Annotated in this window: 8 protein-coding genes and 1 pseudogene; 6 read left to right on the plus strand and 3 right to left on the minus strand. The window is 75.0% G+C overall.

The window, feature by feature from the left end:
- Window positions 1-182 precede the first annotated feature (182 nt).
- Together CD790_RS09930 and CD790_RS09935 are read left to right on the plus strand one after the other, a co-directional pair.
- Window positions 183-1,733 carry a HEAT repeat domain-containing protein gene (locus CD790_RS09930; protein ID WP_144382659.1) on the plus strand — a complete coding sequence of 517 codons (1,551 nt, stop codon included), beginning with the start codon at window positions 183-185 and terminating at the stop codon, window positions 1,731-1,733.
- A 603-nt stretch (window positions 1,734-2,336) separates the two neighbouring features.
- Complete coding sequence (locus CD790_RS09935; protein ID WP_144382660.1) at window positions 2,337-5,975, plus strand: hydantoinase B/oxoprolinase family protein; 3,639 nt, start codon at window positions 2,337-2,339, stop codon at window positions 5,973-5,975.
- 326 nt (window positions 5,976-6,301) lie between these two features.
- Here CD790_RS09935 and CD790_RS09940 read toward each other — a convergent pair whose 3' ends face one another.
- The 3 genes from CD790_RS09940 to CD790_RS09950 all read right to left on the minus strand — a co-directional run bounded on the left by CD790_RS09940 (window position 6,302) and on the right by CD790_RS09950 (window position 9,044).
- Complete coding sequence (locus CD790_RS09940; protein WP_144382661.1) at window positions 6,302-7,177, minus strand: biotin-dependent carboxyltransferase family protein; 876 nt, start codon at window positions 7,175-7,177, stop codon at window positions 6,302-6,304.
- The gene (gene pxpB, locus CD790_RS09945) at window positions 7,174-7,929 is read right to left on the minus strand and encodes a 5-oxoprolinase subunit PxpB (RefSeq protein WP_313956491.1); all 756 of its coding nucleotides are present in this window, start codon (window positions 7,927-7,929) and stop codon (window positions 7,174-7,176) included. The genes CD790_RS09940 and pxpB overlap by 4 nt, the downstream gene beginning before the upstream one ends.
- A 314-nt stretch (window positions 7,930-8,243) precedes the next feature.
- A complete protein-coding gene (locus tag CD790_RS09950; protein WP_144382662.1) occupies window positions 8,244-9,044 on the minus strand; it encodes a LamB/YcsF family protein in 801 nt (266 codons plus the stop codon).
- A 165-nt stretch (window positions 9,045-9,209) separates the two neighbouring features.
- On the opposite strand from CD790_RS09950, the gene CD790_RS09955 reads away from it, so the two are divergent.
- The 4 genes and pseudogenes from CD790_RS09955 to pcp all read left to right on the plus strand — a co-directional run bounded on the left by CD790_RS09955 (window position 9,210) and on the right by pcp (window position 12,448).
- Window positions 9,210-9,929, plus strand: coding sequence for a GntR family transcriptional regulator (locus CD790_RS09955; RefSeq protein ID WP_260867449.1), 720 nt, complete (start codon window positions 9,210-9,212; stop codon window positions 9,927-9,929).
- A gap of 156 nt (window positions 9,930-10,085) precedes the next feature.
- Window positions 10,086-10,806, plus strand: a pseudogene (locus CD790_RS09960) (DUF969 domain-containing protein).
- The gene (locus tag CD790_RS09965) at window positions 10,803-11,771 is read left to right on the plus strand and encodes a DUF979 domain-containing protein (RefSeq protein ID WP_144382663.1); all 969 of its coding nucleotides are present in this window, start codon (window positions 10,803-10,805) and stop codon (window positions 11,769-11,771) included. The pseudogene CD790_RS09960 and the gene CD790_RS09965 overlap by 4 nt, the downstream one beginning before the upstream one ends.
- A 32-nt stretch (window positions 11,772-11,803) precedes the next feature.
- Window positions 11,804-12,448: a pyroglutamyl-peptidase I gene (gene pcp, locus CD790_RS09970; protein ID WP_144382664.1), complete on the plus strand. Its 645-nt coding sequence runs from the start codon at window positions 11,804-11,806 to the stop codon at window positions 12,446-12,448.
- The last annotated feature ends 62 nt before the right edge of the window (window positions 12,449-12,510 follow it).

The following is a 12,510-nucleotide window of genomic DNA, read 5'->3' on the forward strand; positions in this document are numbered from 1 at the left end:
ATCGGCCTCTCCCTGGCATATCGGTCGCGCCCCTGCGGAGCGGGCCCTTCCGGTAGGCTGCGGCGCCTCGGGAAAACCGCAGCCATGCCGTTCATCGGGCATACACGGCCGGACACCGGCAAGAATGGCGGTCGACGGAAATCCCGTTGCCACCCCAATACCCCGCACCGGATGCTGACCTCATGTTCGATCCAGACATAGCGCCCAGCGGCACGCTGCTCGGCCTCCTGCAGAGAGGCCGTGGCGACGGGACCCTGCACGCCCTCGCGGCGCCGCGGGCCGAGGCGCTCGCGGCGCTGCACCACTGTGTGCTGCGTGATCCCCGCCGCGACTGGCAGGTCGAGAACCGCTCGCTCTACTACGCGCGCCTCTGCCTGGATCTCCAATGTGACCTCGGCGAAATCGAACAGCACCTTTTTCACCCCGACGATCTCCTGGACGACGCGGAGGAGCGCACCGGCCTGGCCCTGTCCGTCCTCGGACACCTCGCCTCCTACGGGCGGGACGACGCCCTGCTGCTGCTCCGCCGCTACGCGGCCTCCGGGACCAACTGGACCTGGGCGCTGGACGAGCTGGCGCTCCGCGACGACGACGGCGGGCTGCGCGGTCTCGCCCCGGCGATCCTGGGCCGGTTCCCCGCCTCACCCGAGGGCGACGCCGAGCTCGCCGCCGCGGTGCGCGGCGCGTACGAGCCCCGGCCCTGGCGGCTGTGGGCGGACGATCCGCAGCTCGGCGCCCGGGTGCGCGCCGCCCAGGAGCGCGGCGCCTTCGACCGCTGGCAGCGCCAGCTGCGGCCCACCGGCCCGCGCCCGGGCTGGAGCGTTCGCGACGTGCTGCGATGGGCCCAAGGGGAGCAGGACGCGCTCGACGCGCTCCCCGGCGCGCGCCGACACGACGCCGCGGCGCGCTGCCTGGCCGCCGTCGCCGGCCCGGAGGACCGCCCCGAACTGCTCGCCGCCGCCGCGGGCGCCCCGGACGCCGCCCGCGCGGCGGCCCTGCGCCACCTGGCGGAGACCGGCGACCCCGAGGTCCTCGATCTGATCGAGGCCGCCGTCACCGGCTTCGTCCCCGTGCGGGCCGCCCGCACCGGCGTCCCCGGCTCCGCGCCGGAGTCGCCCGCCGAGCCCCTGCGGCAGCGGGGCGACGACCTCGCCCTTGAGGTGTCGTCGCCGGTCATCGGCCCGACCTCGCCGCTGGTCGCCGAGGCCGCCCTCGCCGCCTTCTCCCGGATGCGCAGCGTCGCGGCCCTGGACCGGGCCCGCGTCTGGGCGCCCCGACCGGACGCCCTCGGCGAGGCGGCCGCGGCGATGCTGGCTTGCCGCGGCGGACAGTACGACGCGAGCCTCGTGCTCGCCGCACTGCGCCGGACCGTGCGCGCCGAGGGGCCCGACGCCCGCGTGCTGTGGACGCTCGTCGACGGCGCCGGCCGCCTCGCCATCGGCTGCGCCGCTCCCGTGCTGCGGCACATCTACCGCGAGACCTCGTCCTCCCATCTGCGCGGCCGCGCCGCCCACGCGCTGGCCGCCACCGATCCCTCCTTCGCCGCCGGCTTCGCCGTCGAGTGCCTGTGGGACTGCGAGGAGAGCACCCGCGAACTCGCCGCCCGCCATGCCGCCACCGCCGACGACCGCGTGGTCACCCAACTCCGCCGGCTGGCCACCGACCCGGCCGAGGAGGCCGAGGTCCAGACCGCGGTCCGCAGCCGCTTCGGCCCCGACACCACGTCGGTCTGACGCGAGGCCCGAGGCCCGAGGCCCGAGGTCCGAGCACTGGCCGTCCGAGGCCCGAGGGCCGAGCACCGGCTGTCCGAGGCCCGAGGGCCGCTGCCCAGCGCCGAGTCCTGAGGCGCGGGACCGGGGACGCACCCCCGGAGGCCGTGGATCCCGGGCCCGAGCGCCGAGGCCCGAGCGCCGAGTCCTGAGCCGCGGGACCGGGGACGCAGTCGTCGACCGCTGCATCGACCTGCTGCGGGGCTGCTCTCCCTCGCCGCCGCGGAGGCCCGCCACCGCCTCCCGCGCACCGATCACCTCCTCGACGACCGGGTCCGGCGCGCGACGGAGGAGGCCCTCGCGGCCGTGGAGGGCGCCCGCTCGTACGACCGTCGCGGCGTAGGGGCGTGCCGGCGGAAGCCGTCCGGCGTCCCGTCGTGGCTCAGGGCCGGGCCGCGCGCTCGGGCCGGCGTTCCGCCGTCGGCCTGCCGTCGTCGGCGTGCCGACGCTCACCCGCGTCGCCCGTGTCCCGCGGCCCGATCTCCGTCGCCTTCGCCCCGCCGTTCCCTGTACCGCCGCCCGTCGCCGTCCTCCCATATCGGGACATTCCGCTGCGACAATGGCGGGATGACGACGGAGCGCTGGGAGTTCTGGATCGATCGCGGCGGCACCTTCACCGACGTGGTGGGACGCCGGCCGGACGGACGGCTCGTCACCCGCAAGCTGCTGTCGCACCATCCCGAGCGCTACCGGGACGCGGCCGTCGCGGGCATCCGGCGGACCCTGGGCCTCGGCCCCGACGAACCCGTGCCGGCCGATCGTGTGGCCGTGGTCAAGATGGGCACCACGGTCGCCACCAACGCCCTGCTGGAGCGCAAGGGCACCCCCACCGTGCTCGTCATCACCGAGGGCTTCCGGGACGCGCTGCGCATCGCGTACCAGAACCGGCCGCGCCTGTTCGACCGGCGGATCCTGCTGCCCGAGGCGCTGTACGACCGGGTGATCGAGGTGCCGGAGCGGGTGGACGCCCATGGCGGCGTCGTACGGCCGCTGGACCTGGACGCGGTCGCCCGGGATCTGCGCAGGGCCCACGACGACGGGTTCCGCAGCGCGGCGGTGGTGCTGCTGCACGGCTATCGGCACGTGGCGCACGAACGGGCGGTCGGAGCGGCCGCCCGCGAGGCCGGCTTCACCCAGGTGAGCTGCTCCCACGAGGTCAGCCCGCTGATGAAGCTCGTACCGCGCGGGGACACCACCGTCGTGGATGCCTACCTCTCGCCTATCCTGCGCCGCTACGTCGAGGACGTGGCGGCCGAACTGCCCGGCATCCGCCTGATGTTCATGCAGTCCAACGGCGGCCTGCGCGAGGCCGCGCACTTCCGCGGCAAGGACGCGGTGCTGTCCGGGCCGGCCGGCGGCGTCGTCGGCATGGCCCGGTCCTCCGGGGAGGCCGGACACGACCGGGTGATCGGCTTCGACATGGGCGGCACCTCCACCGACGTCGCGCACTACGCGGGCGAGTTCGAGCGGGTCTACGGCACCGAGGTCGCGGGCGTGCGGATGCGCGCCCCCATGATGAACATCTACACCGTCGCGGCGGGCGGCGGATCGGTGCTCCACTTCGACGGCCGTCGCTACCGCGTGGGCCCCGACTCGGCCGGCGCCGACCCCGGCCCCGCCTGCTACCGGCGGGGCGGTCCGCTCACCCTGACCGACGCCAATGTGATGCTCGGGCGGATCCAGCCCGCCCACTTCCCCGCCGTCTTCGGGCCGGACGGCGACCAGCCGCTGGACGCCGACACCGTCCAGGCCCGCTTCGCCCGACTCGCCGAGGAGATCACCGCCGCCACCGGCGACCGCCGCGGGCCCGAGGAGGTGGCCGCCGGCTTCCTTGACATCGCCGTGCTCAACATGGCCAACGCCGTCAAGAAGATCTCCGTGCAGCGCGGCCACGACATCACCCGCTACGCCCTCACCAGCTTCGGCGGCGCCGGCGGTCAGCACGCCTGCGCGGTCGCCGACGCGCTCGGGGTCGACACCGTCATCGTGCCGCCGCTCGCCGGTGTGCTCTCCGCGTACGGCATCGGGGTCGCCGACGCCACCGCCATGCGTGAGCAGGCCGTGGAGGCCGAACTGGGCGACGCCAAGGCGCTTCCGCGCGTGCGCGAGGTCTGCGCCGGACTCGCCGAGCGCACCCGCGCGGAGCTGCTCGCCGACGGCGTCCCCGAGGAGTCGATCAGCACCGCCGCGCGGGTCCACCTGCGCTACGCCGGCACCGACTCCGCCATCCCGGTGGCGCTGGCCGACGCCACCGCCATGAGCGAGGAGTTCGTCCGCGCCCACCGCGCCCGCTACGCCTTCACCATGGACAAGCCGCTGGTCGCCGAGGCGGTATCGGTCGAGGCCGTCGGCGCGGCCTCCGACACCGAGGGCTACGCCGTCGACCTGCCGCCGCGCGAGGGGCCGCCGCGCCCCGCCGGGGGCGTCCGCATGTTCAGCGAGGGCCGCTGGCAGCGGACCGAGCTCCACGAGCGCTCCGCGCTGCGCCCCGGTGACACCGTCACCGGACCCGCGATCATCGCGGAGGAGAACGCCACCACCGTCGTCGACCCCGGTTGGCGGGCCACCGTAGGCGACCGGGGCCACCTGCTGCTCGCGCGGGCGCGCCCCCGGCCGCGCACCACGGCGGTCGGCACCGATGTCGACCCGGTGCTGCTGGAGGTCTTCAACAGCCTCTTCATGGCCATCGCCGAGCAGATGGGCGTGCGGCTGGAGAACACCGCCCACTCCGTCAACATCAAGGAACGCCTCGACTTCTCCTGCGCCCTCTTCGACGCGGACGGCAACCTGATCGCCAACGCCCCCCACATCCCGGTGCACCTGGGCTCGATGGGGGAGTCCATCAAGGAGGTGCTGCGCCGCAACCGGGACGTGATGCGGCCGGGCGACGTGTACGCCATCAACGACCCCTACCACGGCGGCACCCACCTGCCCGACGTCACCGTCGTCACCCCCGTCTTCGACGACGCCGAAGATGACGAGGGTGCCGAGGGTGACGACGGCGACCGGCTGCTGTTCCTCGTCGCCTCGCGCGGGCACCACGCCGAGATCGGCGGCGTCACCCCCGGCTCCATGCCCGCCTTCAGCCGCACCATCGAGGAGGAGGGCGTGCTCTTCGACAACTGGCTGCTGGTGCGGGACGGCAGGCTGCGCGAGGAGGAGACCCGCGCCCTGCTCACCTCGGGCCCGTACCCCTCCCGCGCGCCCGACGCCAACCTGGCCGACCTGCGGGCCCAGGTCGCCGCGAACGAGAAGGGCATCCGCGAACTGCGCCGTATGGTAGACCAGTTCGGCCTGGACGTGGTGCACGCCTATATGCGGCACGTCCAGGACAACGCCGAGGAGTCCGTGCGCCGCGTCATCACGGCGTTGCGCGACGGCTCGTACCGCTACGAGACCGACGACGGCGCGGTCATCCAGGTCGCCCTGCGCGTGGACCCCGCCGCGCGGTCGGCGGTACTGGACTTCGCCGGCACCTCCGCGCAGCAGGAGGGCAACGCCAACGCGCCCACCTCCGTGGTCATGGCGGCGGTGCTCTACGTCTTCCGCACTCTGATCGCGGAGGACATCCCCCTCAACAGCGGCTGTCTGAAGCCGCTGGAGATCCGCGTCCCCGAGGGCTCGATGCTCGCGCCCGCCCACCCCGCCGCCACCGTCGCCGGCAACGTCGAGACCTCCCAGGCGGTCACCGGCGCGCTCTACGCGGCGCTCGCCATCCAGGCCGAGGGGTCCGGCACCATGAACAACGTCACCTTCGGCAACGACTGCGTGCAGTACTACGAGACCGTGGCCAGCGGGTCCGGGGCGGGCGACGGCTTCCACGGCGCGGACGCCGTGCAGACCCATATGACCAACTCGCGGTTGACCGACCCCGAGGTGCTGGAGTGGCGCTATCCGGTGCGGGTGGCGGACTTCGCGATCCGCGCGGGCAGCGGCGGCCGCGGCCGCTGGCACGGCGGCTGCGGCGTCACCCGGCGCATCCGCTTCCTGGAACCCATGACGGTCGCGCTGCTGACCGGCCACCGCCGGGTGCCGCCGTACGGCATGGCGGGTGGCGGCCCCGGCGAGCTGGGTCGCAACAGCATCGAGCGGGCCGACGGCACCGTCGAGAGTCTGGCCGGCCGCGCCGCCGCGGAGTGCGCCGCGGGCGACGTCCTGGTCATCCGCACACCAGGCGGCGGTGGCTACGGCCCACCGGCGCTCTGACCCTGGGCGGCCCGTTTCCCGAGCCGGGACGGCCGGTTTCCGACCCGGGCCCGGCCTTGCGGCCGACCTGGGCCCCGCCGGGGCGCGCTCCCGCCCGGGCCCGGCCGGGGTCACGCTCCGGCCCGGGCGGGTGTTCCCCGGGTCCGGCCGTCGCGCCCCGACCTGGGCCCCGCCGTCGCGCTCCGGCCCCGGGTCCGGCGGGGCGGGGCTCCGACCCGGGCCGTGCGGCGGCCGATACCCGTGCAGCCGAGTGCTGCCTGCGCCTGGCCGCCGACCGCGTTTCCAGGCCGGCGCCCGGAGGCTCAGCGGCCCTCCGGGTGACCGGCTCATCGGCCGTACGGGCGACGCGGGACGAAGCGGAGCGGGGTGCCGGGCACCGCCTGCGCCGCGGCCGCGAGCCAGGGCTCGGGGACGACGCCGACCACCGGGTAGCCGCCGGTCGTCGGATGGTCGGCGAGGAAGAGCACCGGGCGGCCGGCGGGTGGCACCTGGAGCGCGCCAAGCACCATGCCCTCGCTGGGCAGCTCCCCGTCCCGGGCCCGCTCCAGCGCCGGTCCCTCGGTGCGCAGTCCGATGCGGTTGCTGGCCGCCGAGACGCGGAAGTCCCCGGTCGCCAGGGTGCGCAGGCCCCGCGCGGTGAACCAGTCGTCGCGCGGCCCGAGGAGCACCGGGAGCACCAGCTCCGGCGCCGGTCCGGCACCGGCGGCCGCGTCCACCGCCGGCGGCGGGCCGTGGGCGGCGCCGAGCCGCAGCACGGCGCCGTCGGCCAGGGGAGCGGGCCCCAGACCGGAGAGCAGATCGGTGGCGCGGCTGCCCAGCACCGGTTCCACGTCGATCCCGCCGCCGAACGCGAGATAGCCGCGTACGCCGTGGATGGCCGGGCCCACCTCCAGCACCGCGCCGGCGGGCACCCGGAACGCCGCGCCCCACGGCGCGGGGCGGCCGTCGACGGTGACCGCGCAGGCGGCGCCGGTGACGGCCGCCGTGACCGCGCGGCGCACCCGTAGCGCACAGCCGGTCAGCGTGGTCTCCAGGGTGGCGGCCCGCTCGGGGTTTCCGACCAGCCGGTTGGCCAGTCGGTGCGCGGGCAGGTCGAGCGCGCCGGAGCGCGGCACGCCCAGGTGCGCGTGGCCGGCCCGGCCCAGGTCCTGGACGGTGGTCAGGGCACCCGCCCGCACCACCGCGAAGGCGCTGTCCGTCACTTCGCCCGCGCTCCCTTCCGGGTCCTCGGCGGCTCCGTCCCGAGGGCCCGCGCGGCGTCGACCGCGTCCTCCGGGTCTCCGGTGGCCTCGCGGCCTTCGACGTTCTCAGGGACATCGGCGCCCCCGCGCGGCACGAAGCGCACGCGGGTGCCGGGAGAGAGGAGGGCCGCCGGGGTCCGCGCGGTGTCCCACAGCACCGCGTCCGTGGTGCCGATCAGCTGCCAGCCGCCGGGGGACGAGCGCGGATAGACGCCGGTGTAGGGGCCGGCCAGAGCGACCGAGCCGGCCGGCACCCGGGTCCTGGGCGTGTCCCGGCGCGGCACATGGAGCTCGCGCGGGAGGCCGGTGAGGTAGCCGAAGCCCGGCGCGAAGCCACAGAAGGCCACCCGGAACTCGGTGGCCGCGTGGATCCGTGCCACCTCCTCGGGCGCCACCCCCCACACCGCGGCGACGTCGGCCAGGTCGGGGCCGTCGTAGCGGACCGGGATCTCCAGGGTGGGGCCGTGGTCGCGGGCGAGCGGCGGGACGCGCCACTCGGCCACCTCGGCGGCGAGCCGGGCCGGCTCCGCGACCCCGTCGAGCAGCACGGTGCGCGCCGCCGGGACGACGACGCGCACGGGCGGCAGTTCACGCGCCTCCGCGCGGCGCAGCACTTCGGCGTGGAGCGCCTCGGCCGCCTCGGGTCCGTCCGCACCCTCGGCCGGTTCCACCTCCAGCAGCAGCGCGTGCTCGCCGATCGGCAGACCGCGCACCCGGATCTCCGGCGCACCGGGGGATCGCGGGGACGCGACAGCCTCCGCGTTCGCCGCGCGGTCCCCCAGGCCACCGGGCACCGTACGGACGCCCACGGGCGGCCGGGCGTCGCGGCCCGCGCGGGCGTCGCCCATGGCGGGGGTGTCGCCCACGGTCTCGCGTGCCGCGCGGGCGTCGCCTACGGCGGGAGCCTCGCCTACGGCCTCGCATGCCACGTCGGCCTCGCCTACGGCGGCGGCCTCGCCCGCGGCGGAGACGTCGCGTAGGGCGGGGGCGGTGGCCGTCGGTGCACCGGGGCCGGGGGCCGCGCCGGTCACGCGAAAGCCTCCACCCGAACGCCCGCGGTCGCCAGCTCGTCCCGGACGCGCCGCGCGAGGGCGGCGGCGCCGGGGGTGTCGCCGTGCAGGCACAGGGACCGCACCTCCACCGCCAGTCGGTCGCCGTCGATCGAGTCCACCGCGCGGTCGCGGGCGATCGCCAGGGCGCGCGACACCACGGTGTCGGGGTCGCTGACCACGGCGCCCGGCGTGCCGCGCGGTACGAGGGTCGCGGCGGCGGTGTACGCGCGGTCGGCGAAGGCCTCGGTGACCACCGGAAGCCCGGCGGCGCGGGCGGCGTGGTGCAGCCGGGAGCCGGGCAGCCCGAGCACCGGCAGCGGCTCGGCGGCGGCCAGCCGTACGCCCTCGGCGACGGCGGCGGCCTGCTCCTCGTCGTGGACCGCGCGGTTGTAGAGCGCCCCGTGCGGCTTGACGTAGCGCACGCGCGATCCGGCGGCGCGGGCGAACACCTCCAAGGCGCCGATCTGGTACGCGATCTCGTCGGCCAGCTCGCGCGGCGGCACGTCCATGGCGCGCCGTCCGAAGCCGGCCAGGTCGCGGTAGGAGACCTGCGCGCCGATGGTCACGCCGCGCTCGGCGGCCAGCTCGCAGACCCGCCGCATCGTCGAGGGGTCGCCGCCGTGGAAGCCGCAGGCGACGTTGGCGCTGGAGACGATGGAGAGCAGGGCGTCGTCGTCGGTCAACCGCCAGCGGCCGAAGCCTTCGCCGAGGTCGGCGTTGAGGTCGATCACCAGGTCTGCGCCGCGCGCGGCCGTGCTCGTTTCCATGGTGGTCATGTCGGCCTAACGTAGAGATTGTTGAACGATCCGACAAGAGGAATGTTGTTTCGGTCTGATATCTCGGCTGTACTTCCCCTGCTTCGGGGCTTCGGGGCTTCGGGGCACAGGGGTGCGGCGCGGACACGAACGGGTCGGTGCCGAGGGGTGAAAAGGGAGAGAAGCGTGACGAACGGGGCCGAACAGCGGCTGGCCGAGGCGGTGGCGGTGTCGGGGCTCGCGGACGACCGGGCGCTGCTCGGTCGCACCAGCACCGCCGAGCGGGTCGCCGACATCCTGCGCGACCGGATCGCGGAGGGCTTCTTCCCGCCCGGCACCCGACTGTCCGAGGACAGCATCGGTGGCGCGCTGGGCGTCTCCCGCAACACCCTGCGCGAGGCGTTCCGGCTGCTCACGCACGAGCGGCTGCTGGTGCACCAGCTCAACCGCGGGGTCTTCGTGCGGGTCGTCACGGTCGAGGACATCCTCGACATCTACCGGGTGCGCCTGCTCGTGGAGTGCGGGGCGGTCCGCGGTCTGGGGCGGCCGCCGTACGCGCTGGAGGCGGTGGAGGCGGCGGTCGCCGCGGGCGAGCGGGCCGCGGCGGCGCGGGAGTGGCAGGAGCTGTCCACCGCCAACATCCGCTTCCACCAGGCCGTGGTGGCGCTGGCCGGCAGCGCGCGCACCGACGAGCTGATGCGCGGCGTCCTCGCCGAACTGCGCCTGGTCTTCCATGTGATGGACGACCCGCGCCGCTTCCACGCGCCGTACCTCACCCGCAACCGGCAGATCCTGGAGGCGCTCCAGGCGGGTGACGCGGCCGAGGCGGAGCGACTGCTCGCCGCCTATCTGGAGGACTCCCGGCGGCAGTTGTCGGGGGCGTACGCGGAGCGCGTCGCCCCGTAGGGGCGGCTCCGCCGGGGCCGGGAGCCGCCGCGTGGTGGCCGCCGAGACGCCGAAAAGAGAACCCGAATCAACCTCTTGTCGGATCGTTGAACAATCGCCTAGCCTCCGTCGCAGCCTCCTCACCCCTCCGTGAGGTCCTGCCTGGAAGGCGGACGCATGATCGTTCTCCTCGGCGTGCTCGTGGTCGTCGTCGGCTTCGCCACGAGACGCAACCCCCTGTTGGTGGTGGGAGTGGCGGGCATCGCCACCGGACTGCTCGGCGGCCTGTCGCCCCGCGAAGTGCTCGCGGCCTTCGGCAACGGCTTCGCGTCGAGCCGTGCGGTGACCATCTTCGCCATCACCCTGCCCGTCATCGGCCTGTTGGAGCGCTACGGCCTCCAGGAGCAGGCCCGCACCCTCATCGCCCGCTTCGCCAAGCTCACCACCGGCCGCTTCCTCACCCTCTACCTCGCCCTGCGCCAGATCACGGCGGCCGTCGGCCTGGTGAGCGTCGGCGGCCCGGCGCAGACCGTGCGCCCGCTGGTCGCCCCCATGGCCGAGGGCGCCGCGGAGCGCCGCTTCGGGCCGCTGCCCGACAAGGCCAGGGAGAAGATCAGGTTTCTCCGCCAGCGCGGACAACGTCGGACTCTTCTTCGGCGAGGACGTCTTCCTCGCGGTCGGCTCGATCCTGCTGATCACCGGCTTCGTCAACACCACGTACGACACCCACCTGGAGCCCCTGCACCTCGCCCTGTGGGCGATCCCGACCGCGGTCTGCGCCCTGGTCGTCCACGGCTGGCGGCTGCTGCGGCTGGACCGGCAGCTGGAGCGCGAGCTCCTGGCCGCGAACGCCGGCCCCGTCCGCACCGCCGACGACGCCCCGGAGGTCATCAAGTGATCAAGGCAGAGTGGTTCTTCTGGCTGGTGGGAGCCATCTTCCTGGTGATGGCGGCCCAGATGGCCGCCGACCGCACCAACCCCAAGCGGTATGGCACCGCGGCCTTCTGGGGGCTGCTGGGCGCCGGCTTCGTCTACAGCAGCTGGGTCGCCGAGAAGCGGGCCCCGGCCGAACCCCTCGGCGTCGCCGTACTGGCCATGGCCGCGCTGGCCGGCTTCGGCTTCACCGGGCGCGGCGAGGTGCGCACCACCACCCCGCGGCAGCGCGCCGCGAGCGCGGCCCGCCTGGGGAACCGGCTCTTCGTGCCCGCCCTCACCATCCCGGTCGTCGCCATGGCCTGCGCCGTCGGCGTCAAGGAGCTGTCGATCGGCGGCGAACCCATCCTCCAGAAGGGGAGCGAGACCATCCTGGGGCTCGGCATCGGGGCGGTCGTCGCCCTCGGGGTCGGCATGGTCATGCTGCGCGAACGGCGCGTCGCCACCCCGGTGCACGCCGGCCGCTCCATGCTGGAGGCCATGGGCTGGGCGATGCTGCTCCCGCAGATGCTCGCCACCCTCGGCTCGATCTTCTCCGTCGCGGGAGTGGGCACCCAGGTCGGCAAGCTCACCACCAAGGTGCTCCCGGAGGACTCGCTGTACATCGCCGTCGTCGTCTACTGCGTCGGTATGGCGCTGTTCACCGTGATCATGGGCAACGCCTTCGCCGCCTTCCCCGTGATGACCGCCGCCGTCGGCTGGCCCGTGCTGGTCGAGCACTTCGACGGCACCCCCGCCGCGGTGCTGGCGATCGGCATGCTGGCCGGCTTCTGCGGCACCCTCGTGACCCCCATGGCGGCCAACTTCAACATCGTCCCGGCGGCCCTGCTGGAGCTGAAGGACCAGTACGGCCCGATCAAGGCCCAGCTGCCCACCGCCGTGGCGCTGCTCGGCTGCAACATCGTGATCATGGCCGCGTTCGCCTTCTGACCGCGCGGTCCACGCCCCCCGAGGAGCCGCAGATGACCCGCGTCCTGCTGACCGGATTCGAACCCTTCGACGGCGAGCGGACCAACCCCTCCTGGGAGGCGGTCCGCGCCGCGACGGCACGACCGCTGCCCGGCGTCTCCTTCGCCGCCGTCGAGCTGCCCTGTGTCTTCGGGGCGGCGCGGGAGACGCTCCTCGCGGCCGTCGAGGCGGAGGACCCGCTGCTGGTGCTGTGCGTCGGGCAGGCCGGCGGGCGTCCCGGCATCACCGTGGAGCGGGTCGCCATCAACCTCGACGACGCCCGCATCCCCGACAACGCGGGCGCCCAGCCCATCGACCTGCCGATCGTGCCGGGCGGGCCGGCCGCCTACTTCGCCGCCCTCCCGGTGAAGGCGTGCGTCGCGGCCGTCCGCGCGGTGGGGCTCCCCGCCGCCGTCTCCCAGACCGCCGGCACCTTCGTCTGCAACCACGTCTTCTATGGGCTGATGCATCTGATCGCCACCGAGCGGCCGGCGCTGCGCGGCGGCTTCGTCCACGTCCCGTATGCTCCGGACCAGGTCACCGACCGGCCGGAGCCCTCGCTTCCGGTGGCGGCCGTCGCCGAGGGCCTACGGGCGATCACGGCCGCCGCCGTCGCCCGGAGCTCCGACATCCGGGCTGTGGGCGGTGCCACACACTGACCCGCGGGGCGCCCGGCGGAGCCGTGCCGTTTCGTCCGTTGTCGGTGCGACCGCCTACGCTG

Origin of the sequence: Streptomyces sp. SAJ15 (assembly GCF_007595705.1) — a bacterium.
GTDB lineage: Bacteria > Actinomycetota > Actinomycetes > Streptomycetales > Streptomycetaceae > Streptomyces.

Bases quoted from the DNA above. Each gene is read 5' to 3' on its own strand.
- CD790_RS09930 (WP_144382659.1), top strand. From the start codon at position 183: ATGTTCGATCCAGACATAGCGCCCAGCGGCACGCTGCTCGGCCTCCTG.
- CD790_RS09935 (WP_144382660.1), top strand. From the start codon at position 2,337: ATGACGACGGAGCGCTGGGAGTTCTGGATCGATCGCGGCGGCACCTTC.
- CD790_RS09950 (WP_144382662.1), bottom strand. From the start codon at position 9,044: ATGACCACCATGGAAACGAGCACGGCCGCGCGCGGCGCAGACCTGGTG.
- pcp (WP_144382664.1), top strand. From the start codon at position 11,804: ATGACCCGCGTCCTGCTGACCGGATTCGAACCCTTCGACGGCGAGCGG.